Here is a 25,022-nt window from a genome sequence, read left to right as displayed (position 1 = left end):
CGGGGGATCCGTCGTTCCCGGAGTGATCGCCATGACCATGCGTGTTGCCCAGGTCGCCTCGCCAGGCGGCCCGTTGGAGATCGCCGAACGTGAGGTGCCGCAGCCGGGCCCCGGACACGTACGGGTGGCCGTGGAGGCCTGCGGGGTCTGCCACAGCGACGTCCTGTTCGTGAACGGCCTGGTGCCCGGCCTCCGGTTCCCGGTGGTGGCCGGGCACGAGATCGCCGGACGGATCGAGGCGGTCGGCGAGGGGACGTACAGCGGCTGGAAGGTCGGCGACCGGGTCGGGGTCGGCTGGTTCGGCGGCAGCTGCGGCCACTGCACGCCCTGCCGGCAGGGCGACTTCATCGTGTGCGAGAACCTGAAGGTGCCCGGATGGGCATACGACGGGGGCTTCGCCGACCAGGTGATCGCACCGGCCGACGCCCTCGCCCGGATCCCCGACGCCCTGGCGGCGACCGACGCGGCGCCCCTGGGCTGCGCGGGCGTGACGACCTTCAACGGCCTGCGCCGCAGTTCCGCACGGCCCGGCGACCTCGTCGCCGTACTCGGCATGGGTGGCCTGGGCCACCTGGGAGTGAAGTACGCGGCCGCCATGGGCTTCGAGACCGTCGCCATCGCGCGCGGATCCGAGAAGACCGACTTCGCCACGGAGCTCGGGGCGCACCACTACATCGACAGCACGGCGGGCACGAGCGTGGCGGACGCGCTGCGGGCCCTCGGCGGCGCCAAGGTGGTTCTGGCCACCGCGGCCAATTCCGACGCCATCACGGCGACCGTGGACGGGCTCCGCCCTCTCGGCGAGCTGGTGGTCATCGGCGCGGACTCCGAGCCTCTCGGCATCAACCCGACCCAGCTGCTGATGAGCGGCAAGGTCGTCCGCGGCCACCCCTCCGGCACCTCGCAGGACGTGCAGGACACCATGGCCTTCAGCGCGCTGCACGGAATCCGCCCGATGATCGAGACCGTGCCGCTGGTGGAGGCGGACGAGGCGTACCGGAAGATGCTGTCCGGCGCGGCCCGGTTCCGGATGGTCCTCACCACCGCCACCTGACGCCCCGGGGGCGTGCGGAGGGCCCGGAAACGCCTCAGGGCCAGGCGGAGGAACGAACCTCCGGCCTGGCCCTGAGTCATCGAGAGCGGGCGACGGGAATCGAACCCGCGTAGCTAGTTTGGAAGACTAGGGCTCTACCATTGAGCTACGCCCGCATACATCGCACCGCAGGTCACGTGGGCCGCGGTACGGACAGCATCGTAGCGGGTCCGAGGCCGGTGCCGCACACCGGATTACGCGCCGGAGAATGCGGCAGCCCCACTGCCTGCGGGCATGTACCCTACGTGTCGCACCGACGGGGTGTGGCGCAGCTTGGTAGCGCGTCCGCTTTGGGAGCGGAAGGTCGTCGGTTCGAATCCGGCCACCCCGACCACCATCACCGGGCCTCCGCAAGATCGCATTGTGGGGCCCATCCTGCTTGCGGCTACTATGCAAGCTGCGTGCCCGTGTGTCTGGACCGAGTGGGACAAAAAGACCCGGGTCGATCAGCTGAGCCGCCTCCCTGTGCGGCGGAGCAGCAGAATCCCAGAATCAGCCATCAAGGAGACCGAACCGTGAAGAGCGCCGTGGAGACCCTGAACCCGACTCGGGTTCGGCTCACTGTCGAGGTGCCCTTCGAGGAGCTCAAGGACAGCCTCGACGCGGCGTACAAGAAGATCAACCAGCAGGTCACGGTCAAGGGCTTCCGAAAGGGCAAGATCCCGGCCCGGGTGATCGACCAGCGGTTCGGCCGTGGTGCTGTGCTGGAGGAGGCCGTCAACGACGCCCTCCCGAAGTTCTACACCGAGGCGGTCAACGAGGCGGAGATCAACGTCCTCGGCCAGCCCGAGGTCGACATCACGGAGCTGAAGGACGGCGAGACGCTGAACTTCACCGCCGAGGTCGACATCCGCCCCTCCATCGAGATCCCGGACTACTCCGGCATCGAGGTCACCGTCGACGCCGTAGAGGTCAGCGACGAGGACGTCGAGAAGTCGGTGGAGCAGCTCCGTGAGCGCTTCGCCTCCACCTCGCCGGTCGAGCGTGCCGCCGCCGAGGGTGACGTCCTGACGATCGACCTGGAGGCCAAGGTCGACGGAGAGGTCCTCGAGGACGGCGTCGCCAGCGGTGTCTCGTACACCGTCGGCTCCGGCGAGCTGCTCGACGGCATCGACGAGGCCGTCACCGGCCTGGAGGCCGGCGGCGAGGCCACCTTCACCTCGCAGCTCAAGGGCGGCTCCGCCGAGGGCAAGGACGCCGAGGTCACCGTCAAGGTGACCGCCGTCTCCTCCCGTGAGCTCCCCGAGCTCGACGACGACTTCGCGCAGATGGCGAGCGAGTTCGACACCCTCGACGAGCTGAAGGCCGACAGCCGCAAGCGCCTCGAGAACATGAAGCAGTACGACCAGGCCACCCAGGCCCAGGAGCGCGTCCTCGACGAGCTGCTGAAGCTGGCCGAGGTGCCGATCCCCGAGAAGCTCCTCGAGGACGAGATCAACACCCGTAAGCACAACCTCGAGCACCACCAGCTCGGTCAGATGGGCATCGACCTCGGCAAGTACCTGGAGATCCAGGGCAAGACCGAGGAAGAGTTCGATGCCGAGACCAAGGAGCAGGCGGTCAAGGGCATCAAGACCCAGTTCATCCTCGACGAGCTGGTCAACAAGGAGAAGCTGAACGTCAACCAGGAGGAGCTCACCGAGCACCTCATGCGGCGTGCCGCCTCCTCCGGCATGAGCCCCGACCAGTTCGCCCAGGCCGTCGTCGAAGGCGGCCAGGTGCCGATGCTCGTCGGCGAGGTCGCCCGCGGCAAGGCGCTCGCCGTCGTCGTCGAGGCCGCCAAGGTCGTCGACACCAACGGTGAGACGGTCGACCTGGACGACGAGGACGAGACCGCGGAGACGGTCGAGGCCGCCGACGGCGACGCGGCCGAGGACCAGGCCGAGGACAAGAAGACCGAGGCCTGAGCCACACTGTGAGCCCTGTGGCGGGCCCCGGACGCACTGCGCCCGGGGCCCGTCGCCGTACGCACGTACCCCAACCACCTTGCGCTCCCAGCGAACAGTTCGGGAACCGGGATGGGTCCCGCCGACCAGCGCGTTAGGGTCCATGAGTACGAGGGCAGGGGAGTACCCGCCCCCGGTTACGAAGACGCTGAGACGGCAGGCAGCCGTCAGAGACGAGCAGGTGGATACGTGACGAATCTGATGCCTAACGCCGCCGGTGAGCCGTCTATCGGTGGTGGCCTCGGCGACCATGTCTACAACCGGCTGCTCGGCGAGCGCATCATCTTCCTCGGCCAGCAGGTCGACGACGACATCGCCAACAAGATCACGGCGCAGATGCTGCTCCTTGCCGCTGACCCGGACAAGGACATCTACCTCTACATCAACAGCCCCGGCGGTTCGGTGACAGCCGGCATGGCGGTCTACGACACCATGCAGTACATCCCGAACGACGTGGTGACCATCGGTATGGGCATGGCGGCCTCGATGGGCCAGTTCCTGCTGACCGGCGGCGCGGTCGGCAAGCGCTTCGCGCTTCCCAATACCGACATCCTCATGCACCAGGGTTCGGCCGGACTCGGCGGCACCGCCTCCGACATCAAGATCCAGGCCGAGTACCTGCTCCGCACGAAGCAGCGCATGGCGGAGATCACCGCCCACCACTCCGGCCAGACCGTCGAGGCGATCATCCGCGACGGCGACCGCGACCGCTGGTTCACGGCCGATGAGGCCAAGGACTACGGCCTCATCGACGAGATCATCTCCGCCGCATCGGGCGTTCCGGGCGGCGGCGGCACCGGCGCCTGAGCCCGCAGCCGGACGACCCGCCCCCAGCCACCCAAGCCCGCAGTACGCCACCAGGATGGTGAACACCCATATGAGCAACTACCCCGGCGCCTCCGCCAGCGGCCTCTACACCGGCCCGCAGGTGGACAACCGCTACGTCGTCCCGCGCTTCGTCGAGCGCACGTCGCAGGGTGTGCGTGAGTACGACCCGTACGCGAAGCTGTTCGAGGAGCGCGTGATCTTCCTCGGCGTCCAGATCGACGACGCATCGGCCAATGACGTCATGGCGCAGCTGCTGTGCCTGGAGTCCATGGACCCGGACCGCGACATCTCGATCTACATCAACAGCCCCGGCGGCTCGTTCACGGCCCTCACGGCCATCTACGACACGATGCAGTTCGTGAAGCCGGACATCCAGACCGTGTGCATGGGCCAGGCGGCCTCCGCCGCGGCCGTGCTGCTCGCCGCCGGCACCCCCGGCAAGCGGATGGCCCTGCCGCACGCCCGTGTGCTGATCCACCAGCCGTCCTCGCAGACCGGCCGGGAGCAGCTCTCCGACCTGGAGATCGCGGCCAACGAGATCCTGCGCATGCGTGTGCAGCTGGAGGAGATGCTGGCCAAGCACTCCACCACGCCCATCGAGAAGGTCCGCGACGACATCGAGCGCGACAAGATCCTGACCGCCGAGGACGCCCTGGCGTACGGTCTTGTCGACCAGATCGTCTCCACCCGCAAGAGCACGGCCGCAGCGGCCGCCTGACCGGTGCGGAGCCTTTGGCGCGGTGCACGACAATGTGAACCGCGCCAAGGGGGGCCCGAACGAGGGGCCCGGCAAGGTACCGTCGGATATGAGGCACCAGGAGCCGGCTGAACCAAGCTGCTCCCAGGCGAAGGGGAAGCACCTCGTGGCACGCATCGGTGATGGCGGCGACCTGCTCAAGTGCTCGTTCTGCGGAAAGAGCCAGAAGCAGGTGAAGAAGCTCATCGCAGGGCCCGGTGTGTACATCTGCGACGAGTGCATCGACCTCTGCAACGAGATCATCGAGGAGGAGCTCGCCGAGACGAGCGAGGTCCGCTGGGAAGAACTTCCCAAGCCTCGTGAGATCTACGAGTTCCTCGAGGGGTACGTCGTCGGGCAGGAGCCCGCGAAGAAGGCCCTCTCGGTGGCCGTGTACAACCACTACAAGCGCGTCCAGGCCGGCGAGAACGGCGGAGGCGCGGGCCGGGACGACGCGATCGAGCTCGCGAAGTCCAACATCCTCCTGCTGGGCCCCACGGGCTCCGGCAAGACGCTGCTGGCCCAGACGCTCGCCCGCATGCTGAACGTCCCGTTCGCCATCGCCGACGCGACGGCGCTGACGGAGGCGGGATACGTCGGCGAGGACGTCGAGAACATCCTGCTCAAGCTGATCCAGGCGGCCGACTACGACGTCAAGAAGGCCGAGACCGGGATCATCTACATCGACGAGATCGACAAGGTCGCCCGTAAGAGCGAAAACCCGTCGATCACGCGGGACGTGTCCGGTGAGGGCGTCCAGCAGGCGCTGCTGAAGATCCTGGAGGGCACGACGGCCTCGGTCCCGCCCCAGGGCGGCCGCAAGCACCCGCACCAGGAGTTCATCCAGATCGACACGACGAACGTGCTCTTCATCGTGGGCGGCGCGTTCGCCGGCCTGGAGAAGATTATCGAGTCGCGGGCGGGAGCGAAGGGCATCGGCTTCGGCGCGACGATCCGCTCGAAGCGCGAGATCGAGGCGAGCGACCAGTTCCAGGAGGTCATGCCGGAGGACCTGGTGAAGTTCGGGATGATCCCGGAGTTCATCGGCCGCCTCCCCGTACTGACCTCGGTGCACAACCTGGACCGCGAGGCACTGCTCCAGATCCTGGTCGAGCCGCGGAACGCGCTGGTGAAGCAGTACCAGCGGCTGTTCGAACTCGACGGCGTGGAGCTGGACTTCGACCGCCCGGCGCTGGAGGCGATCGCGGACCAGGCGATCCTGCGCGGCACGGGCGCGCGTGGCCTGCGGGCCATCATGGAAGAGGTCCTGATGTCGGTGATGTACGAGGTCCCGTCCCGCAAGGACGTGGCCCGGGTCGTCATCACGGAGGACGTGGTCCACAACAACGTGAACCCGACGCTGGTGCCGCGGGTCGTGAAGAACGAGGGGCGCCACGAGAAGTCGGCGTAACGCCTGCTTGCTTGTACGCATACGAAAGGGGCGCCCGGCCGGCGAACTGGCCGGGCGCCCCTTTGCGTTGCTGCGCGCGGGTCCGGCTCGGGGGTTGCGCGCCACGCTCGTATCGCATGTGGGCCCGGCCACAACTGGCCGGGCCCACCATCGTGTGGCGCCGGTTCCCTGCCCACGGGAGGGCCCCGGAACCGGGTGCCCACTTACAGCTTGACGCGCACTTCCTTGCGGAGCTTCGCGGTGATGCTTGCCGCATCCTCCGGCGATGAGCTCTTGCCCGCCATCAGGTCGGCCATGTTCATCGGCATCGCAAAGCCGAGGGTGCTGTGGTCGCCCCAGACACACACGTTCATCGTGAACTCCTTGGGCCCGGCGGCGGGAGCGTCGGAGTCCTTGGGCGCCGACTTGATGGCCTGGCACTTCAGCACAGCGCCGTCGGCCTCCGCAGGGGTGTATGCCTTCGGCTCGCCGACCAGCTCGGCCTGGGAGTCCTTCTCCTTCTTGGACTCTGCCTCGATGCTGGCGAACACACCGTCGACGACCTTCTCCGGGTCGTCGATCTCGCCGTAGACGCCGCCGAACTGCAACAGCTTTCCAGCCAGCGGGTTGTTGGGGTCCTTGACCTGGTAGCTGGCTTCGACCTGCTTGGCGTTCTTGACGCCGTTCTTCTCCGCGTCCTTGAGGAAGTCGTCTTCGCCCGGGCCGCTGCCGCTGTCGGACTTCTTGTACTCGCCCAGGACCGTGGCCGGCGTCGTCAGCTTGTGCGGGCCGTCGTCCGCGACGTCGCTGCTGCCACCGTCGCCCAGGAAGAAGTACGCGCCACCGGCGATCACCGCGAGCGCCACCACCGACGCCGCCACGATCAGGCCCGTCTTCTTCTTCGGGGCGCCCGGCGGGGGCGGGACCTGGCCGCCGCCGTAGGGCTGCTGGCCGTACGGGCCCGGCTGCTGCGGCTGGCCCCACTGGCCCTGCTGCTGGGGGACGCCCTGCGGCGGGGTCTGCTGCGGGTAGCCGTATCCGGGCTGCGGCTGCTGCTGCGGATACCCGTAGCCGGGCTGCGGGGCCTGCGGCGGCTGCTGGCCGTAGGGACCCGGCTGACCATACGGTCCGGGCTGCTGAGGCTGGCCGCCGTACGGGCCCGGCTGGTTGTAGCTCATTACTGGGTTCCCCTCCAGAAACTTATGTGTTCCGAACATCCTGGCCCAAGCGCCCGCATCGCGGGGCAGCGGGGCCCACACCGTTACCGAAGATTCCCGTTTCAGTACGGCCCTGTGACACCTCTAAACTGGGCGCGTGACCGAGAACTCTCAGCAGCAGAACCCAGCGCCCATCACCGAACTGCCGACCCAGTACGCGCCGGCCGAGGTAGAGGGGAAGCTGTACGAGCGCTGGGTGGAGCGCGGTTACTTCGAGGCCGACGCGAAGAGCGACAAGCCGCCGTTCACCGTTGTCATCCCGCCGCCGAACGTCACCGGAAGCCTGCACCTGGGCCATGCCTTCGAGCACACCCTGATCGACGCCCTCACCCGCCGTAAGCGGATGCAGGGGTTCGAGACGCTGTGGCAGCCCGGCATGGACCACGCCGGCATCGCGACCCAGAACGTCGTCGAGCGCGAACTCGCCAAGGAGGGCAAGTCCCGTCACGACCTGGGCCGCGAGGAGTTCGTCGAGCGTGTCTGGCAGTGGAAGGCGGAGTCCGGTGGCCAGATCTCTGGGCAGATGCGGCGCCTCGGAGACGGTGTCGCGTGGTCGCGCGAGCGCTTCACCATGGACGAGGGCCTGTCCCAGGCCGTCCAGACCATCTTCAAGCGGCTGTACGACGACGAGCTGATCTACCGCGCCGAGCGCATCATCAACTGGTGCCCGCGCTGTCTCACCGCCATCTCGGACATCGAGGTGGAGTACCAGGACGACGAGGGAGAGCTCGTCTCCATCCGCTACGGCGAGGGCGAGGCGTCGATCGTCGTCGCCACCACCCGCGCCGAGACGATGCTCGGTGACACCGGTGTCGCCGTTCACCCCGACGACGAGCGCTACAAGCACCTCGTCGGCACCGAGATCGTGCTGCCCCTCACCGGTCGCCGCATCCCGGTCGTCGCCGACGAGCACGTCGATCCCGAGTTCGGCACCGGCGCCGTCAAGGTGACGCCCGCCCACGACCCGAACGACTTCGAGATCGGCCAGCGCCACGGGCTGCCGAACCTCGCCGTCATGGACGAGCACGCCATCATCACCGCGCACGGCCCCTTCCAGGGCCTGGACCGGCTGGAGGCCCGCAGCGCCATCGTCGCCGCACTGCGCGCGGACGGCCGGATCGTCGCCGAGAAGCGTCCCTACACCCACTCCGTCGGGCACTGCTCCCGCTGCAAGACCACCATCGAGCCGCGTCTGTCGATGCAGTGGTGGGTCAAGGTCGGCCCGCTCGCCAAGGCCGCCGGTGACGCGGTCCGTGACGGCCGCGTCAAGATCCACCCGCAGGAGATGGAGAAGCGCTACTTCGACTGGGTCGACAACCTCCACGACTGGTGCATCTCACGCCAGTTGTGGTGGGGCCACCGCATCCCGGTCTGGTACGGCCCGAACGGTGAGGTCGTCTGCGTCGGACCCGACGAGCAGCCCCCGAGCGGCGACGGCTGGACGCAGGACACCGATGTCCTGGACACCTGGTTCTCCTCGGGTCTGTGGCCCTTCTCGACGCTCGGCTGGCCCGAACAGACCGACAGCCTGGCGAAGTTCTACCCGAACTCCGTCCTGGTCACGGGCTACGACATCCTCTTCTTCTGGGTCGCCCGGATGATGATGTTCGGGCTGTACGCGATGGACGGCACACCTCCGTTCCACACCATCGCCCTGCACGGCATGGTCCGCGACCAGTTCGGCAAGAAGATGTCGAAGTCGTTCGGGAACGCGGTCAACCCGCTGGACTGGATGGACAGTTACGGCTCCGACGCCGTCCGCTTCACCCTGGCCCGCGGCGCCAATCCGGGGGTCGACGTCCCGATCGGCGAGGACTGGGTCCAGGCGTCCCGGAACTTCGCCAACAAGATCTGGAACGCCACCCGTTTCGCGCTGATGAACGGTGCGACGATCGAGGGCGAACTGCCGCCGGTCGAGCAGCTGTCGGCGACCGACCGGTGGATCCTGTCGCGGCTCAACAAGACGGTGGCCGAGGTCGACGCGTACTACGAGGACTACCAGTTCTCGAAGCTGTCGGACTCGCTCTACCACTTCGCGTGGGACGAGGTCTTCGACTGGTACGTCGAGCTGTCCAAGACCGTCTTCTTCGGCGGTGGCGAGGCGGCCAAGGCATCCGGCCGGGTCCTCGGTGAGGTCCTCGACGTCATGCTGCGGCTGCTGCACCCCGTGGTTCCGTTCGTCACCGAGACGCTCTGGACCACGCTGACCGGCCGGGAGTCGATCGTCATCGCCGAGTGGCCGGCCGACAGCGGCTTCCGCGACGACGCCGCCGAGCGGGAGATCGAGAACCTCCAGCGCGTCGTCACCGAAGTCCGCCGCTTCCGTTCCGACCAGGGCCTCCAGCCCGGTCAGAAGGTCCCCGCCCGGCTCACCCTCGACGGCACCGCTCTCGCGCCGCACGAGGCCGCGATCCGGCAGCTGCTGCGGCTCCAGCCGGAGGGCGAGGCCTTCAGCGCGACCGCGACCCTGCCGGTCGCCGGAGCCACGGTCGCCCTCGACCTGTCCGGCACCATCGACGTCGCCGCCGAGCGCAAGCGGCTCGCGAAGGACCTCGCGGCGGCCGAGAAGGAGAAGGCCCAGGCGCACGGCAAGCTCGGCAACGAGGCGTTCCTGGCCAAGGCCCCGGACAACGTGGTCGACAAGATCCGTACCCGGCTCGCCAAGGCCGAGGAGGACATCGAGCGGATCAGCGCGCAGCTGGACCGCCTGCCGCCGGCCTGATGTACACCGCTCCGCCCCGGACCCCGAGAACACGGGGGTCCGGGGCGGAGCTCCGTGTCGGGGCGAGGGCTCCGTAGACTGGCCCTGTGAGTGAGCAGCCCGACCCTTTCGACGAGATCGTCGACGCCGAGACCGACCGTGATCCCGACCTGGCGGTGATCGAGGCCGGCAGCCGTACCCTGCGCGCGCAGGCCGGCGTACCCCAGGGTGACGCCGCACCTGCCCGGCCCGCGGACCCGGAGGTGGACAAGGCACTCCGCGCCGTGGAGCAGGAGCTGGCCGGCCGCTGGGGCGAGACCAAGCTGGAGCCGTCCGTCGCCCGGATCGCCGCCCTGATGGATGTGCTGGGGGAGCCCCAGCGGGCGTATCCCTCGATCCACATCACCGGAACGAACGGCAAGACCTCCACCGCCCGCATGATCGAGGCCCTGCTCTCCGCCTTCGAGCTGCGCACCGGCCGGTACACCTCGCCGCATGTGCAGTCGATCACCGAGCGGATCAGCCTCGACGGCGCCCCGATCGAGGCCGAGCGCTTCATCGAGACGTACGAGGACATCAAGCCGTACGTCGAGATGGTCGACCAGTCGCAGGAGTTCCGGCTCTCCTTCTTCGAGGTGCTCACCGGTATGGCGTACGCCGCCTTCGCCGACGCGCCCGTGGACGTGGCGGTCGTCGAGGTCGGTATGGGCGGCAGCTGGGACGCGACGAACGTGATCGACGCCTCGGTCGCCGTGATCACCCCGATCGACCTGGACCACACCGACCGGCTCGGCTCCACCCCCGGTGAGATCGCGGCCGAGAAGGCCGGTGTCATCAAGGAGGGCGCGACCGTCATCCTGGCGCAGCAGCCCGTGGACGCCGCGCAGGTGATGCTGAAGAAGGCCGTGGAGGTCGATGCCACGGTGGCCCGCGAGGGCATGGAGTTCGGTCTGGTGTCCCGGGAGGTCGCGGTCGGCGGTCAGCAGCTGACGCTGCGCGGCCTCGGCGGCGAGTACGACGAGATCTTCCTTCCGCTGTACGGGGCACACCAGGCGCGCAACGCGGCGGTGGCGCTGGCCGCGGTCGAGGCTTTCTTCGGTGTCGGCGCCGAGCAGACGGGTGCGCTGGACGCGGACACCGTCCGCAAGGCGTTCGCCGCCGTGACCTCGCCCGGCAGGCTGGAGGTCGTGCGCCGCAGCCCGACCGTCGTCCTGGACGCGGCGCACAACCCGGCGGGAGCGCGGGCGAGCGCCGAAGCGGTCACCGAGGCCTTCGGGTTCTCCCGGCTCATCGGTGTCGTGGGCGCGAGCGGCGAGAAGGATGTGCGCGGACTGCTGGAGGCGTTCGAGCCGATCTTCGCCGAGGTCGTCATCACCCAGAACTCCAGTCATCGGGCGATGGATGTCGACACCCTGGCGGGGGTCGCCGTCGAGATCTTCGGCGACGACCGGGTGGTCGTCGAGCCACGGCTCGACGAGGCACTGGAGGCGGCGATCACGCTCGCCGAGGAAGAAGCCGAATACGCGGGCGCTGGTGTGCTGGTGACCGGCTCGGTGATCACGGTCGGCGAAGCCCGGCTGCTGCTGAAGAGGGGCTGACCGCTGATGCGAACGCTCTGCGCTTCCACTCTCATCGGTGAATTCTTCGTCATCGGTTTCGCCGGCCTCGTCGCCATGAAGTCGGACGGCCTGTCGACCGCCACCGTCTGGACGGTGTGCGGCGTCGGGATGGTGCTGTCGGTGCTGCTGTGCGGGATGATCACCCGCCCCGGCGGGGTCCAGCTCGGCTGGGCTCTGCAGATCGCGCTGATCGCGAGCGGGTTCGTGGTGCCCACGATGTTCTTCCTGGGAGCGGTGTTCGCGGGCCTGTGGTGGGCCTCCGTGCACTACGGCCGCAAGATCGACGAGGCGAAGGCGAGATGGGCGGCCCAGGACCCGGTCCCGGAGTGAACCCCCGGGCCTGACGCTGAGTGATCTCGGCCCCGTTCGGCCCTGTAGCCTCTGAACACTCGCACCCTTACCTGCACTGAAGGAGCTCGATCCGTGAGCCAGCGCACGCTCGTCCTGCTCAAGCCCGACGCCGTACGCCGCGGTCTGATCGGCGAGATCATCGGCCGTATCGAGGCCAAGGCCGGCTGGACCATCAGCGCGCTGGAGCTGCGCACGCTCGAGGCGGAGATCCTGGAGCAGCACTACGGCGAGCACAAGGGCAAGCCCTTCTACGAGCCGCTGGTCGAGTTCATGGCCTCCGGTCCGGTCGTCGCGCTGGTCGTCGACGGCGAGCGGGTCATCGAGGGCATGCGCGCGCTCGCCGGTCCGACCGACCCGATTGCCGCGGCTCCGGGCTCCATCCGTGGCGACTTCGGCACGATCGTCCGGGAGAACCTGATCCACGCCTCGGACTCGGAGGAGTCCGCCATTCGGGAACTGAAGATTTTTTTCCCGGGCCTTTCCTGACCGGGCGTCAGCCGAACAGCGCTCATGACCTGGGGCGACCGAAGGAATTTCGGTCGCCCTTCGGTATATGCGCGCGCAATTCGGGAACGCATCGCTGCGACACCTCGTCACCTATAGAGAGGTGGACCACCGCGCCGTGTCCGTGCAGGCGGCACTACGATGGAAGCCTCCACGCCACAGCACCCACCTCGCCGTCCTAAAAAGCCATCAACGCTCGATTTGGGAAGGCCAGACGCATCCTCATGGGGAACAACATGTCGTTCATCGGCCGTGACATGGCTGTCGACCTCGGGACCGCCAACACGCTGGTGTACGTCAGGGGCCGGGGGATCGTCCTCAACGAGCCGTCCGTCGTCGCCATCAACACCAACACGGGCGGCATTCTCGCGGTCGGCGCCGAGGCGAAGAAGATGATCGGCCGGACACCGGGCAACATCGTTGCCGTCCGGCCGTTGAAGGACGGCGTCATCGCCGACTTCGAGATCACCGAGCGAATGCTCCGCTACTTCATCCTGAAGATCCACAAGCGCCGGTACCTCGCCCGGCCGCGTGTCGTCGTCTGTGTGCCCTCCGGCATCACGGGAGTCGAGCGCCGCGCGGTCATCGAGGCATCGACGCAGGCGGGCGCCCGTCAGGTGCACATCATCGAGGAGCCCATGGCCGCGGCCATCGGCTCCGGACTCCCGGTTCATGAAGCCACCGGCAATATGGTCGTCGACATCGGCGGCGGCACCACCGAAGTCGCCGTGATCTCGCTCGGCGGAATCGTCACAGCACAGTCCATTCGCGTCGCCGGCGACGAGCTGGACAACGCGATCATTCAGCACATCAAGAAGGAGTACTCACTCCTGCTCGGCGAACGGACCGCCGAGAACATCAAGATCACCATTGGTTCCGCGTACGACATGGACAAGGACGAGCACACCGAGATCCGCGGTCGTGACCTCGTGTCCGGTCTGCCCAAGACCGTCGTCATTTCGGCCGCCGAAGTCCGCAAGGCGATCGAGGAACCGGTCAACGCGATCGTGGACGCCGTCAAGACCACGCTCGACAAGTGCCCGCCGGAGCTGTCCGGTGACGTCATGGACCGCGGCATCGTCCTCACCGGCGGTGGCGCACTGCTGCGCGGCCTGGACGAACGGCTGCGCCGCGAGACCGGTATGCCGATCCACATCGCCGAGGACCCGCTGGATTCGGTGGCTCTCGGATCCGGCAAGTGCGTCGAGGAGTTCGAGGCGCTCCAGCAGGTGCTGGACGCACAGCCCCGCCGCTAGGTCTGTTCGGGGGCGGGGCCCCGGGGTGTCGGGCCCCGGGAGGGACGATCTGCCCCCTGGGCCCACGGGCCCGGGGGATCCCCTGTTCGGGTGCCTGCCAACCCGTACAGCAGATCGTTGATATACAGACATCAACATTCCTACGAGGAAGGCACGGCCGCCGCACGTGAGGGACACACGAGAGAGCCGGCTGCTCCTGGTGCTGCTGATCGCCATCGCGTTCGCTTTGATCACGGTGGACATCCGCGGGGGCGAGGACTCACCCGTCGACGGCGCCCGGCAGGCCGCCGCCTCGGCCTTCGGGCCCGTCGAGAACGGCGTGGCCGCAGCGGTCGACCCGATCGGCAACGCCATCGGAGCCGTACGGGACTCCGGGGAGCGACACGACCGCATCGCCGTGCTGGAGCGCGAGAACGCCGCGCTCAAGGCCAGACTCGGAAGCGACGACCGCAACCGCAGCCGCGCGCGCGAGCTCGACAAGATGCTCAAGACCGCGGGCGCCGGGCAGTACGGCATCAAGGGCGCGGAGGTCATCGCCATAGGAGCCGCCCAGGGCTTCTCGTGGACCGTCACCATCGACGTCGGTTCCGACGACGGCATCAAACGCGACATGACCGTGCTGAACGGCGACGGACTCGTCGGCCGCGTCACCACCGTCGGCCCCGGCACGGCGACCGTACTGCTGGCCAACGACCCGGACTTCACCGTCGGCACCCGGATGGAGAAGACCGACGAGCTCGGCTTCGCCACCGGTCAGGGCGACCGTCCGCTCTCCGTCCAGCTGCTCAACGGCAAGTCCAAGGTGAAGAAGGGCGACCGGCTGGTCACCTTCGGCTCCCAGGCCGACAAGCCGTTCGTGCCGGGCGTCCCCGTCGGTGAGGTGGTCCGCGTCGACCCCACCGGCGGCGACCTGACCCGCAACATCTTCGTCCGGCCCTACGTCGGCTTCAGCAAGCTCGACATCGTCGGCGTGGTCGTCGTAGCCCCTCGCTCCGACCCGCGCGACACCGTCCTGCCGCCGAAACCCGCAGCGCCCCGGCCCACGCCCACGGTCACCGTGACCGTCACGCCGAGCGCCGGCAGCGGGGACAACGCGGGCAACGGCGAGGACTCCGGCAATGCCGACGACCAGAACGACCAGCAGTAGGAGCTGATCCGTCATGCGTTTCAACCGGATGCTTCTCTCGACGACGCTCGTCGTGGTCGCTCTCGTCATCCAGGTCTCCATCCTCGCCCGCCTCCAGCTGCCCGGTGCCGTTCCCGACCTGATGCTGCTCGTCGTCCTCGGACTCGCGCTCGTCTACGGCCACATGGCGGGAGCCTTCATCGGCTTCGGCGCGGGACTCCTCGCCGACCTCGCACCGCCCGCCGACCACGCCGCCGGGCGCTACGCGCTCGTGCTCTGCGTGATCGGCTACCTCGCGGGCCTCGCCCGCCCCGACACCGGCCGGTTCAGGTCCGCCACCGGACCGATGCTCGTCGTCGTCGCTGCCGCCGTCGGCTCGACCCTGCTGTACGCCGGGGTGGGCGCCCTCGTCGGCGACACCGCCGCCCGCCATGTGGGCCTCGGCAGCCTGCTGTTCACGGCCGCCGTCTACGACCTGCTGCTCGCGCCGTTCACCGTGCCGCTGATCATGGCGCTCGCCAGACGCGCCGACAACGATCCGCTCGAGAACAGCCAGACCAGCAACGCCGGGGACGTCGCCTCCGGCTGGCTCGCCTCCGGCACCGGCCTGCGGATCGGCAGCCAGCGCGGCGGCCTGCGGCTGAAGGCCGCCAGGACCAGAGCGGCCCGCGCCGGCCGCATCAAGGGAGTCAAGCGACTGTGAACGAGGGGGCACACGCAGCATGAGCAACATCCCCGAGACCGGCCGGACCCCTCGGGTCCAGATCCGGCTCGTCGTCATCCAGGTCCTCGTCTTCTCCCTCCTCCTCACACTCGGCGGACGCCTCTGGTACATCCAGATCCGCAACGGCCAGGAGTACACCGACGAGGCCAAGAACAACCACGTCCAGCAGGTCGTCCAGCCCGCGGTCCGCGGCTCGATCCTCGACTCCCGCGGCGTCCCCCTCGCCGACAACGAGACCCGCCTGGTCGTCTCCGCGTCCCGCACCGAGCTGATGAAGATGAAGGACGACGGCAAGGCCGTCCTCACCCGGCTCGGCGCGGTCCTCGGCATGAAGCCGAAGGACGTCATGGACAAGGTCAGGCTCTGCGACTCCAAGACCCCGCAGCCCTGCTGGAACGGCTCGCCCTACCAGCCGATCCCCGTCACCGACGAGGCCACCACCCAGCAGGCCCTCCAGATCCGTGAACGCGCCGAGGACTTCCCCGGCATCACGGCCGAGCCCACCGCCGTACGCCGCTACGCCGCGCCCGGCAAGACCAACACCGCGCAGGTCCTCGGCTATCTCTCACCCGTCACCGACGAGGAGATCGAGAAGGCCAAGGACACCGACTCGCCCTTCCTGCGCTCCGACCAGGTCGGCCGCTCCGGACTCGAGCGCACCTACGACAAGGCCCTGCGCGGCAACGCCGGCGTCACCCGCTACGAGGTCGACAACCTCGGCCGCGTCATCGGCCAGGCCGACAAGGACCTCGCCCAGCCCGGCGCCAACGTCGTCACCTCCATCGATGCCCGGGTGCAGGCCGTCGCCGAGTACGAGCTCAACTTCGCCATGAAGGAAGCCCGCAAGGAGCACGACCGCAACACCAACGAGAACTACAAGGCCGACGCGGGCGCCGTCGTGGTCATGGAGAACAAGACCGGCCGGATCATCTCCATGGCCTCCCAGCCCACCTACGACCCCAACGCCTGGGTCGGCGGCATCTCCGGCAAGGACTACGCCAGGCTCACCGGCAAGTCCTCGAACTACCCGCTGCTCAACCGCGCCATCCAGGGCCAGGCCGCACCCGGCTCGATCTTCAAGGTGATCTCCTCCACCGCCGCGGTCAACGCCGGATACGAGTTCAACGGCAACTACCCCTGCCCGAGCTCGTACTCCGTCGGCGGCCAGGTCTTCAAGAACTTCGAGTCCAAGGGCTACGGCAGCATCAGCCTCGGCCGCGCCCTCGAGGTCTCCTGCGACACCGTCTACTACGGCCTCGCCCACCGCGAGTGGCAGAAGGACGGCGGCACCAAGCCCAAGAAGAAGCCCAACGACTGGTTCTACAAGACCGCCCACCAGTTCGGCCTCGGCAAGGAGACCGGCATCGACCTCCCCAACGAGGTCAGCGGCCGCGTCCCCGACCGCCAGTGGAAGCAGAGCTTCTGGGAGGCGAACAAGGACGGCTGGTGCAAGCAGGGCAAGAGGAACGGCGACTACGTCGAGAAGATCGCGTACGAGAACTGCCTCGAAGGCAACCGGATGCGCGCCGGTGACTCCGTCAACTACTCGATCGGCCAGGGAGACACCCTCGTCACCCCGATCCAGATGGCCACCATCTACGCGGCCATCGCCAACGGCGGCACCCTCTTCAACCCCACCATCGGCAAGGCGATCATCAGCGCGGACGGCAAGAGCGTCGAGCAGATCAAGCCCACCTCGCACGGCAAGCTGCCGATGAACACCAAGACCAGGAAGCAGATAGACGCCGCCCTCGCGGGAGTCACCACCCGCGGCTCCGCCGCCTGGCGATTCGGCGGCTGGCCGCAGGACAAGATCCCGATGCACGCCAAGACGGGTACGGCCGAGGTCTACGGCAAGCAGACGACCTCATGGTTCGTCTCCTACACGAACGACTACACGATCATCATGACGATCGCCCAGGGTGGTACGGGTTCCGGAGCGTCCGGACCCGCCGTCCGCAAGATCTACGAAGCCATGTACGGACTCGACGAGAAGGGCGCCCAGGACCTCAAGAAGGCCCTCATGCCCGCCCCGCAGACCGCACTGCCGAAGATCCAGCCCGACGGCTCCATCGACGCCCCGAAGATCCAGCCGTACCAGCCCAAGAAGCCCGAGGCCCCGGCCGAACAGCAGCTCGCGGGACCGCCCGCGCGGAGGGACTGAGACATGGCCGGCAATGGCTTCTCCGTCTCCGGATACGGCCCGCAGCGCGGCGGTATGTGGACCCGTCTGTCCGCACGCGACTCCGTCGTGCGCAGACTCGACTGGCCCCTGCTGTTCTCCGCGATCGCCCTCTCCTTCGTCGGATCGCTCCTCGTGTGGTCCGCGACCCGCAACCGCGAGGCGCTCAACCACGGAGACCCCTACTACTTCCTGTTCCGGCACGTCCTCAACACCGGCATCGGCCTCGCCCTGATGGTCGGCACGATCTGGCTCGGACACCGCACCCTGCGCGGAGCCGTCCCCGTGCTCTACGGGATCTCCGTCGTCCTCGTGCTGCTCGTCCTCACACCCGTCGGCGCGACCATCAACGGCGCGCACGCCTGGATCGTGCTCGGCGGCGGCTTCTCCATCCAGCCGTCCGAGTTCGTGAAGATCACGATCATCCTCGGCATGGCGATGATGCTCGCCGCCCGCGTCGACGCGGGCGACCTCGTCCATCCGGACCACCGCACCGTCGCCAAGTCCCTCGGCCTCGCGCTCGTGCCGATGGCCATCGTGATGCTGATGCCCGACCTCGGCTCGGTCATGGTGATGGCCGTCATCGTGCTCGGCGTCCTGCTCGCCTCCGGCGCCTCCAACCGCTGGATCCTCGGGATCATCGGCACCGGCGTCATCGGCGCCGTCGCCGTCGCGGCCCTCGGCGTCCTCGACGAGTACCAGATCAACCGCTTCGCGGCGTTCGCCAACCCCGAACTCGACCCCGCCGGAGTCGGCTACAACACCAACCAGGCGCGGATCGCCATCGGATCCGGCGGCCTGAGCGGCACCGGCCTGTTCAAGGGCTCCCAGACCACCGGCCAGTTCGTCCCCGAGCAGCAGACCGACTTCGTCTTCACCGTCGCCGGCGAAGAACTCGGCTTCCTCGGCGCCGGACTGATCCTGCTCCTGCTCGGCGTGGTGCTCTGGCGCGCCTGCCGGATCGCCCGCGAGACCACCGAGCTCTACGGCACCATCGTCGCCGCCGGCATCATCGCCTGGTTCGCCTTCCAGTCCTTCGAGAACGTCGGCATGACCCTCGGCATCATGCCGGTCGCCGGTCTGCCCCTGCCGTTCGTGTCCTACGGAGGCTCGTCGATGTTCGCCGTCTGGGTCGCCGTCGGGCTGCTCCAGTCCATCCGCGTGCAACGGCCGATAACTGCGTAGTGCCTGCCTGCGCGGGTCTGGCGAACCCAATCATGGGTAAGTTCGACTCATGGTGGACACCAAGCGAGAGATCGAGCGAAAGTACGAGGCCGCCCCCGACACCAAACTGCCCGACCTCACCAAGGTCGGCGCAGTCGCCGCAACGCTCGAACAGGGCGTCACCGAGCTCGACGCCGTCTACTACGACACCGCCGACCTGCGGCTCTCCGCAGCCTCCATCACCCTGCGCCGCAGGACCGGGGGCGCGGACGCGGGCTGGCACCTCAAGCTCCCCGTCGCGCCCGACGTGCGCGACGAGATCCAGGCGCCGCTCTCCGACGAGGTCCCCGAGGAGATCGCGCACCTCGTCACGGCCCGCGTCCGCGGAGCCGGCCTCGTACCCGTCGTCCGCCTCCGCACCGCCCGCGACGTCCTCCACCTGGTCGACGAGAACGGCGACCTCCTGGCCGAACTCAGCAAGGACACCGTCCACGCGCAGCGGCTCGCCCCGGGCGAGCTGCGCACCGCCGCATGGGACGAGATCGAGGTCGAACTCGCCGACGGCAAAGATCCGGCCCTTCTCGACGCGATCGACAAGAAGCTCCGCAAGGCCGGACTCGTCCGGGCCGCGAGCCCCTCCAAACTGGCCCGCGCACTGGAGGAGACCGCCCCCGACGAGGACAGCGCCGAACAGACGCACGGGAAGCCCGCCGGGCCCGTCGTCACACCCGGCAGCGCGGGCGCCTACATCCTCGACTACGTCCGCGAGCAGATCGAGGCCGTCCTCGCCTACGACCCCGCCGTACGCCGCGACCTCCCCGACTCGGTCCACCAGATGCGCGTCGCCACCCGCAGGCTCCGCAGCGCCTTCAAGACCTACCGCAAGATCCTCGACCGCACCGTCACCGACCCCGTCGGCGACGAGCTCAAGTGGCTGGCCGCGGAACTCGGCGTCGCCCGCGACCAGGAAGTACTCGCCGCACGGCTCGACACCCGCATCGCCGCCGTACCGCAGACACTGCTGCTCGGACCCGTGCGCGCACGGCTCCAGGTCTGGAATGCCTCACAGGGCTCCGACTCCCGCCGCAGGGCCATCGCCACCCTGGACAGCACGCGCTACCTCGACCTCCTCGACACCCTCGACGCGCTCCTCGCCGACCCGCCGCTGCGCAAGGGCGCCGCCGGCGACCCCTCCGACGTCATCCCCAAGGCGATCACCAAGGACTTCGAGCGCCTCGCCGGCCGGGTCGAGCCCGCCCTCGGCATGGAACCCGGCGAGGAACGGGACATCGCACTCCACGAGGCCCGCAAGGCCGCCAAGCGCGCCCGCTACGCCGGAGAGGCCGCCAGGCCCGCCCTCGGCAAACCGGCGAAGCGCTTCGCCAAGGCCATGAAGAGCGTGCAGACCCTGCTCGGCGACCACCAGGACAGCGTCGTCGCCCGCGGCACCCTGCGCGATCTGGCGATCCAGGCCCACGCCGCCGGAGAATCCGCCTTCACCTGGGGACTCCTCCACGGCCGCGAGGAGAGCGAGGCGGCCGATCTGGAACGGGAGCTGCCCGGCGTCTGGGCCGAGGCCGCCAAAAAGGATCTTCGGACTGCGCTGACCGGGTGAGCATCGGGGGTACGCTGGATGGTCACCCAACCCGCTCATGAGAGACACCACGATGCCTGTCGAGTCGGTCTTCCCACGCCTGGAAGCGCTTCTCCCGCACGTCCAGAAGCCGATTCAGTACGTCGGAGGAGAACTCAACTCCACCGTCAAGGACTGGGACGCCTGCGACGTCCGCTGGGCGCTCATGTACCCCGACGCGTACGAGGTCGGACTCCCCAACCAGGGCGTCATGATCCTCTACGAGGTACTGAACGAGCGTGACGGCGTGCTGGCGGAGCGCACCTACAGCGTCTGGCCCGACCTCGAAGAGCTGATGCGCGAACACCGGGTGCCGCAGTTCACCGTCGACGCGCACCGCCCGGTGAAGGCCTTCGACGTCTTCGGCCTCAGCTTCTCCACCGAGCTGGGTTACACCAACATGCTCACGGCCCTCGATCTCGCCGGCATTCCGCTGGAGTCGCGGGACCGCACCCTCGACGACCCGATCGTGCTCGCCGGCGGCCACGCGGCCTTCAACCCCGAGCCGATCGCCGACTTCGTCGACTGCGTGATCATCGGCGACGGCGAGCAGGCCGTCCTCGACATGACCGAGATCATCCGCACCTGGAAGGCGGAAGGACGCCCCGGCGGCCGCGAGGAGGTCCTCTTCCGCCTCGCCAGGACCGGCAGCGTCTACGTCCCGGCCTTCTACGACGTCGAGTACCTGCCCGACGGACGCATCGGCCGCGTCGTACCCAACAAGTCCGGTGTCCCGTGGCGCGTGTCCAAGCACACCGTCATGGACCTCGACGAGTGGCCCTACCCCAAGCAGCCCCTCGTCCCGCTCGCCGAGACCGTCCACGAGCGCATGTCCGTCGAGATCTTCCGCGGCTGCACCCGCGGCTGCCGCTTCTGCCAGGCGGGCATGATCACCCGCCCGGTGCGCGAACGCAGCATCACCGGCATCGGCGACATGGTCGACAAGGGCCTGAAGGCGACCGGCTTCGAAGAGGTCGGCCTGCTCTCGCTGTCCTCCGCGGACCACAGCGAGATCGGCGACATCGCCAAGGGGCTGGCCGACCGGTACGAGGAGGACAAGATCGGTCTGTCCCTCCCGTCCACCCGCGTCGACGCGTTCAACGTCGACCTGGCCAACGAACTGACCCGCAACGGCCGCCGCTCCGGCCTCACCTTCGCCCCCGAGGGCGGCTCCGAGCGCCTGCGCAAGGTCATCAACAAGATGGTCTCGGAGGAGGACCTGATCCGTACGGTCTCCACCGCCTACGGCAACGGCTGGCGCCAGGTGAAGCTGTACTTCATGTGCGGCCTGCCCACCGAGACCGACGAGGACGTCCTGCAGATCGGCGACATGGCCGTGAAGGTCATCGCCGAGGGCCGCAAGGTCTCCGGCCAGAACGACATCCGCTGCACCGTCTCCATCGGCGGCTTCGTCCCGAAGCCGCACACGCCCTTCCAGTGGGCCCCGCAGCTGAGCGCCGAGGAGACCGACGCGCGGCTGGAGAAGCTGCGCGACAAGATCCGCGGCGACAAGAAGTACGGCCGCTCGATCGGCTTCCGCTACCACGACGGCAAGCCCGGCATCGTCGAGGGCCTGCTCTCGCGCGGTGACCGCCGTATCGGCTCCGTGATCCGCGCCGTCTACGAGGACGGCGGCCGCTTCGACGGCTGGCGCGAGCACTTCTCGTACGACCGCTGGATGGCCTGCGCGGACAAGACGCTCCCCGAATTCGGCGTGGACGTCGACTGGTACACCACCCGGGAGCGTACGTACGAGGAGGTCCTGCCCTGGGACCACCTGGACTCCGGTCTCGACAAGGACTGGCTCTGGGAGGACTGGCAGGACTCGCTGGACGAGACCGAGGTCGAGGACTGCCGCTGGACGCCGTGCTTCGACTGTGGGGTGTGTCCTCAGCTCGACACCTCCATCCAGATCGGCCCGACCGGCAAGAAGTTGCTGCCGCTGACCGTCGTCAAGTAGCTCTCGGGGTGGGCCCGGTTGCGTGGGGAACCGCGTGGCCGGGCCCGTCGGCGTCTGGGCACAATGGGGCGATGCCGCAGCTCACCGCTCCCGTCACCGGCGTCCACACCTCCTTCCTCGCCGCGATGGACGAGTTCCTCGCCGAGGGGGCCGACCCCGACACCCTGCTGGCGCACGAGATCGAGGAGTTCGGCCGCGTCTGGCACCGGCCGGACGGTTTCGCCGAGTACGTCGGGCGCCTGCGGGCCGAGGCGTTGGAGGAGACCCCCCGCCCCGAGGGCTGGGTGCCGCATACCAACCTCTGGTTCCTGGACGGCGATGTCTTCCTCGGGCGGCTGGCGATCCGGCATCGACTCACGCCGTTCCTGCACGAGTTGGGCGGGCACATCGGCTACGCGGTGCGGCCGTGCGCCCGGCGCAGCGGACACGCCACCGCGATGCTGCGCCAGGCCCTTCCCTACGCACATGAGCTCGGGATCGACTCCGTGCTGCTCACCTGCGACCTCGCCAACACCGCCTCGCGCAAGGTGATCGAGGCCAACGGCGGTGTTCTGGAGGACGAGCGGGGCGGAAAACGCAGGTACTGGATCCGGACGGACCTGTGATGCGTCCTGCCTGACATGGACGTGGAAAAGCGGCCGCCGGCACACACGCCGGTTCGCCGGAGTCAGGGGTACGGCGGGCATCAGGCGCCGGCGGGGTACGAGCCGGGTGAGGGATGTCTGACCACCCTCGTGCGGGTGCCCGTGCGGATTGTGGTCCTCGTCGTGGTCGTACCGGTGCGCATGGTCTGGGATCTGCTCGCCCTGGGCGGCCGGGCCCTCCACCGCACGGTGCTGCGGCCGGTCGGGCGCGGCCTGGCGTGGGTGTACGAGGCAGTCCTCACGCCGGTCGGGCACGCTCTGGTGCGGCTTGCGGTGGTGCTGGGCAAGGCGGTGTTCGTCTGGCCGTGGGTGGGGCTGTGGCGCTATTTCGTGGTGCCGGTGGTGACGTACGGGCTGGTGGTTCCGGCGGTGTGGTTGTACCGGCAGGTGCTGACGCCGGTGGGCCGGGGTGTCGCCTGGGTGCTGATCGGCCTGGGGCGCGGCATCGGATGGACGCTCGGGACGCTCGGGCGTGGCATCGCCTGGCTTGTCGGGCGTCTTGTCGTGGCGCCCGCGCGCTGGGTCCACCGTTCGCTGCTGAGGCCGGTCGGGCAGGGTCTGGCGTGGCTGGCGGTGGTGCTGGGCAAGGCGGTGTTCGTCTGGCCGTGGGTGGGGCTGTGGCGCTATCTCGTGGTGCCGGTGGTGACGTACGGGCTGGTGGTTCCGGCGGTGTGGTTGTACCGGCAGGTGCTGACGCCGGTGGGCCGGGGTGTCGCCTGGGTGCTGATCGGCCTGGGGCGCGGCATCGGATGGACGCTCGGGACGCTCGGGCGTGGCATCGCCTGGCTTGTCGGGCGTCTTGTCGTGGCGCCCGCGCGCTGGGTCCACCGTTCGCTGCTGAGGCCGGTCGGGCAGGGTCTGGCGTGGCTGGCGGTGGTGCTGGGCAAGGCGGTGTTCGTCTGGCCGTGGGTGGGGCTGTGGCGCTATCTCGTGGTGCCGGTGGTGACGTACGGGCTGGTGGTTCCGGCGGTGTGGTTGTACCGGCAGGTGCTGACGCCGGTGGGCCGGGGTGTCGCCTGGGTGCTGATCGGCCTGGGGCGCGGCATCGGATGGACGCTCGGGACGCTCGGGCGTGGCATCGCCTGGCTTGTCGGGCGTCTTGTCGTGGCGCCCGCGCGCTGGGTCCACCGTTCGCTGCTGAGGCCGGTCGGGCAGGGTCTGGCGTGGCTGGCGGTGGTGCTGGGCAAGGCGGTGTTCGTCTGGCCGTGGGTGGGGCTGTGGCGCTATCTCGTGGTGCCGGTGGTGACGTACGGGCTGGTGGTTCCGGCGGTGTGGTTGTACCGGCAGGTGCTGACGCCGCTGGGGCACGGCATCGTCCTGCTGGCTTTCGGCCTCGGGCACGGACTGGCCGTTCTCGGCCGCGGCCTGTGGGCGGCCGTCACCTGGGTCGTGCTGACCCTGCTGGTCAGGCCCGTGGTGTGGCTGGTGGGCACGCTCGTCGTCGCACCGCTCGTGTGGATCTTCCAGCGTGTGCTGGTGCCGCTCGGCCGTGAGATCGGTGCGGCCTTCGCCGTCGCCTGGCGGGTCGCCGGCTATGTGTCGAGCGCGGTCGGCAGTGCCGTGCGGTGGCTCGTCGTCAGGCTCGTGGTCCGGCCGGTGCGCTGGTTCTACGGGAGTGTGTGCACTCCCGTCGGCCACGCCGTGCGGGACGTCGTCTGGCGTCCGGCGAAGAGAGCCGTGGTCGAGGCGGGCCGGGCGGCCGCGGCGGCGGCCCGTTCGGCGAGGGAAACGATCCGGCAGGCGAGGCGTGACGCGTGGCGTGCACTGGTCGGCGGGCCGGGGTATGCGGAACCTGGGGAACCGCTCGTGCCTCGGGCGCGTACTCTGGGTAGTACAACGACTGTCCCCGGCGCGGCGGCCGAGCCCGAGATCTCCCTGCACAAGCAGGGGTGAGCCGGACGGGCCCCCACGGGACACCCCGCATCGACGAGGGCGGCGCGCCCCCCGC

19 protein-coding genes and 2 tRNA genes are annotated in these 25,022 nt (G+C 68.9%); 19 read left to right on the top strand and 2 right to left on the bottom strand.

Features of this window, described 5'->3' with window-relative positions; all coding sequences use genetic code 11:
• Window positions 1–31: 31 nt before the first annotated feature.
• Window positions 32–1,054: an alcohol dehydrogenase gene (locus OHA05_RS12030; protein ID WP_313946322.1), complete on the top strand. Its 1,023-nt coding sequence runs from the start codon at window positions 32–34 to the stop codon at window positions 1,052–1,054.
• Between the two features lie 84 nt (window positions 1,055–1,138).
• Here OHA05_RS12030 and OHA05_RS12025 read toward each other — a convergent pair.
• Window positions 1,139–1,209: transfer RNA gene (locus tag OHA05_RS12025), tRNA-Gly, on the bottom strand.
• A 141-nt stretch (window positions 1,210–1,350) separates the two neighbouring features.
• On the opposite strand from OHA05_RS12025, the gene OHA05_RS12020 reads away from it, so the two are divergent.
• The 5 genes from OHA05_RS12020 (at window position 1,351) to clpX (ending at window position 6,014) form a co-directional block, all read left to right on the top strand.
• Window positions 1,351–1,427 (top strand) — tRNA-Pro (locus OHA05_RS12020).
• A 181-nt stretch (window positions 1,428–1,608) separates the two neighbouring features.
• The gene (gene tig / locus OHA05_RS12015; RefSeq protein WP_328860553.1) at window positions 1,609–3,000 is read left to right on the top strand and encodes a trigger factor; all 1,392 of its coding nucleotides are present in this window, start codon (window positions 1,609–1,611) and stop codon (window positions 2,998–3,000) included.
• Between the two features lie 240 nt (window positions 3,001–3,240).
• Window positions 3,241–3,846: an ATP-dependent Clp protease proteolytic subunit gene (locus OHA05_RS12010; protein WP_313949012.1), complete on the top strand. Its 606-nt coding sequence runs from the start codon at window positions 3,241–3,243 to the stop codon at window positions 3,844–3,846.
• Between the two features lie 55 nt (window positions 3,847–3,901).
• Entirely contained in the window at window positions 3,902–4,585 is a 684-nt protein-coding gene (locus tag OHA05_RS12005; RefSeq protein ID WP_313946324.1) for an ATP-dependent Clp protease proteolytic subunit, read from the top strand.
• Window positions 4,586–4,730: 145 nt separating this feature from the next.
• Window positions 4,731–6,014 (top strand): ATP-dependent Clp protease ATP-binding subunit ClpX, encoded by a 1,284-nt coding sequence (gene clpX / locus OHA05_RS12000; RefSeq protein ID WP_313946325.1) that lies wholly within the window; start codon window positions 4,731–4,733, stop codon window positions 6,012–6,014.
• 203 nt (window positions 6,015–6,217) lie between these two features.
• On the opposite strand, the gene OHA05_RS11995 is transcribed toward clpX, so the two are convergent.
• Window positions 6,218–7,171, bottom strand: coding sequence for a hypothetical protein (locus OHA05_RS11995; RefSeq protein WP_328860552.1), 954 nt, complete (start codon window positions 7,169–7,171; stop codon window positions 6,218–6,220).
• A gap of 136 nt (window positions 7,172–7,307) precedes the next feature.
• Between OHA05_RS11995 and OHA05_RS11990 the strand changes: the two genes are divergently transcribed.
• From OHA05_RS11990 to OHA05_RS11930, 13 genes are all read left to right on the top strand, one after another.
• Window positions 7,308–9,932 carry a valine--tRNA ligase gene (locus OHA05_RS11990; protein WP_328860551.1) on the top strand — a complete coding sequence of 875 codons (2,625 nt, stop codon included), beginning with the start codon at window positions 7,308–7,310 and terminating at the stop codon, window positions 9,930–9,932.
• An 86-nt stretch (window positions 9,933–10,018) separates the two neighbouring features.
• Window positions 10,019–11,509 carry a bifunctional tetrahydrofolate synthase/dihydrofolate synthase gene (gene folC / locus OHA05_RS11985; RefSeq protein ID WP_328860550.1) on the top strand — a complete coding sequence of 497 codons (1,491 nt, stop codon included), beginning with the start codon at window positions 10,019–10,021 and terminating at the stop codon, window positions 11,507–11,509.
• Between the two features lie 6 nt (window positions 11,510–11,515).
• A complete protein-coding gene (locus OHA05_RS11980; RefSeq protein WP_313946329.1) occupies window positions 11,516–11,860 on the top strand; it encodes a DUF4233 domain-containing protein in 345 nt (114 codons plus the stop codon).
• Between the two features lie 93 nt (window positions 11,861–11,953).
• The gene (gene ndk / locus OHA05_RS11975) at window positions 11,954–12,367 is read left to right on the top strand and encodes a nucleoside-diphosphate kinase (RefSeq protein ID WP_313946330.1); all 414 of its coding nucleotides are present in this window, start codon (window positions 11,954–11,956) and stop codon (window positions 12,365–12,367) included.
• 254 nt (window positions 12,368–12,621) lie between these two features.
• Window positions 12,622–13,641, top strand: coding sequence for a rod shape-determining protein (locus OHA05_RS11970; RefSeq protein ID WP_142218247.1), 1,020 nt, complete (start codon window positions 12,622–12,624; stop codon window positions 13,639–13,641).
• Between the two features lie 166 nt (window positions 13,642–13,807).
• A complete protein-coding gene (gene mreC / locus OHA05_RS11965) occupies window positions 13,808–14,788 on the top strand; it encodes a rod shape-determining protein MreC (protein ID WP_313946331.1) in 981 nt (326 codons plus the stop codon).
• Window positions 14,789–14,801: 13 nt separating this feature from the next.
• Entirely contained in the window at window positions 14,802–15,470 is a 669-nt protein-coding gene (gene mreD, locus OHA05_RS11960; RefSeq protein ID WP_313946332.1) for a rod shape-determining protein MreD, read from the top strand.
• A gap of 19 nt (window positions 15,471–15,489) precedes the next feature.
• Window positions 15,490–17,655, top strand: coding sequence for a penicillin-binding protein 2 (mrdA, locus tag OHA05_RS11955; protein WP_328860549.1), 2,166 nt, complete (start codon window positions 15,490–15,492; stop codon window positions 17,653–17,655).
• Between the two features lie 3 nt (window positions 17,656–17,658).
• Window positions 17,659–18,858 (top strand): rod shape-determining protein RodA, encoded by a 1,200-nt coding sequence (gene rodA / locus OHA05_RS11950; protein ID WP_328860548.1) that lies wholly within the window; start codon window positions 17,659–17,661, stop codon window positions 18,856–18,858.
• 49 nt (window positions 18,859–18,907) lie between these two features.
• Window positions 18,908–20,452: a CYTH and CHAD domain-containing protein gene (locus OHA05_RS11945; RefSeq protein WP_328860547.1), complete on the top strand. Its 1,545-nt coding sequence runs from the start codon at window positions 18,908–18,910 to the stop codon at window positions 20,450–20,452.
• 52 nt (window positions 20,453–20,504) lie between these two features.
• On the top strand, window positions 20,505–22,430 hold the full coding sequence (locus OHA05_RS11940) for a TIGR03960 family B12-binding radical SAM protein (protein WP_313949013.1): 1,926 nt from the start codon (window positions 20,505–20,507) through the stop codon (window positions 22,428–22,430).
• A gap of 71 nt (window positions 22,431–22,501) precedes the next feature.
• On the top strand, window positions 22,502–23,035 hold the full coding sequence (locus OHA05_RS11935; protein WP_313946336.1) for a GNAT family N-acetyltransferase: 534 nt from the start codon (window positions 22,502–22,504) through the stop codon (window positions 23,033–23,035).
• A 135-nt stretch (window positions 23,036–23,170) separates the two neighbouring features.
• Window positions 23,171–24,967, top strand: a complete 1,797-nt coding sequence (locus OHA05_RS11930) for a hypothetical protein (RefSeq protein ID WP_328860546.1) — start codon at window positions 23,171–23,173, stop codon at window positions 24,965–24,967.
• The last annotated feature ends 55 nt before the right edge of the window (window positions 24,968–25,022 follow it).

The organism is Streptomyces sp. NBC_00306 (assembly GCF_036169555.1).
Taxonomy (GTDB): Bacteria; Actinomycetota; Actinomycetes; order Streptomycetales; family Streptomycetaceae; genus Streptomyces; species Streptomyces achmelvichensis.
The sequence above is the reverse complement of the archived record's forward strand: the minus strand, read 5'-3'. Positions and strand labels throughout refer to the sequence as shown.